The 1,373-nt window shown below is 62.1% G+C and carries 2 protein-coding genes; both read left to right on the forward strand.

The genetic code is table 11. The features are described 5' to 3' along the window. Positions 1-222: 222 nt before the first annotated feature. Positions 223-621, forward strand: a complete 399-nt coding sequence (locus AC2VOP_RS08080; protein WP_486960481.1) for a hypothetical protein — start codon at positions 223-225, stop codon at positions 619-621. Between the two features lie 112 nt (positions 622-733). Further along, the coding region (locus tag AC2VOP_RS08085; protein WP_486960482.1) for an amidohydrolase family protein at positions 734-1,373 on the forward strand (640 nt) is incomplete at its 3' end.

The following is a 1,373-nucleotide window of genomic DNA, read 5'->3' on the forward strand; positions in this document are numbered from 1 at the left end:
GATAATGGAGCCGTGAACACTCCGATTATCCTTGCGGCAGTGCACCTTTCACGTTAACGACACCCATCGACACCGAATTACGTGAAAAATCCGGGCCAGGTCAAAAGTGCGGTGGGCGCCGACCAGTTCAACGAGGTCTTCGGCGGTCAAACCGACGTACCCTCGATACTGGATCGGCTGACACCGGCGCTGAGTCCCGATCCGGTCACTCTCGCTCACGACATGCTGACCGATCCGCACGGCACCCTGACGGCGCTCATGAACAATGTGCCGCTGGCGATCAAAGACATCGAGTTGCCCACAGTTTTGGCGCTGTCGGACCTCGTCGTGCTCGTCGAGCAAACCGCCCAGGCGGTGCACAACGACGTCTCCTCCGGCCAACCGTCACCGGCACCGGCAGCGCTGGGCGCGGGCGTTCAAGGCCTCGGAGCGATCGTCAACGAAACGTGGACGGACCCGGTAACCAGTATCACGGCTGGCGTCCTCAACGCACGTGACGACCTGGCGGTTGCGGTGATGAATGCCAGCAGCTCCACACAGCCAAGCGACACCCTCTGGGATTCGCTGTCGCAGCTGAACCAATCGTTGTTAGATCTGCTGAAACCCGATCTGCTGCCTTGAGACCCAGCGTCTGCAACCCGTGTCGCTGGGCGGGTCGGCTACCGGCCGGACGGACGGTTGACGCTAATTTTGCAAACTTTATAATCACAAGTATTAAAGGAGGGTACAGCCGATGAACCTCAATGATCTGGTCCTGGTCAGCGTGGACGACCACGTGGTGGAGCCGCCGCACCTCTTCGACGGGCGGCTGCCCTCGAAGTATGTCGAGTTGGCACCGCAGTTCATCACCAATCCGGACGGCACCAACGTCTGGCAGTACAACGGCGAGACGGTCGGCAACGTCGCGCTCAACGCCGTCGCGGGCAAGCCGAAAGAGGAGTACGGCATCGAGCCCACCTCCTTCGACGAGCTGCGGCCTGGCACCTACGACCACAACGAGCGGGTCAAGGACATGAGCGCCAACGGGGTGCTCGGCTCACTGTGCTTTCCGTCCTTTCCGCAGTTCTGCGGGCAGCTCTTCGCCCGCACCGAAGACAAGGACGTCGCGCTGGCGATGGTGCGGGCCTACAACGACTGGCACATCGACGAGTGGTGCGGCAGCCACCCGGGCCGGTTCATCCCGTGCGCGTTGCCGGCGATCTGGGATCCCGAAGTGATGGCGACCGAGATCCGGCGGGTCGCTCAGAAGGGTTGCCATGCACTGACTTTCAGTGAAAACCCGTCGAAGCTGGGCTGGCCGTCCATTCACTCCGATCACTGGGACCCGGTGTGGCGGGCGTGCAGCGAGGAGTCGGTGGTGGTGTGCATGCACA

It is taken from the genome of Mycobacterium sp. TH-M106 (assembly GCF_057473765.1).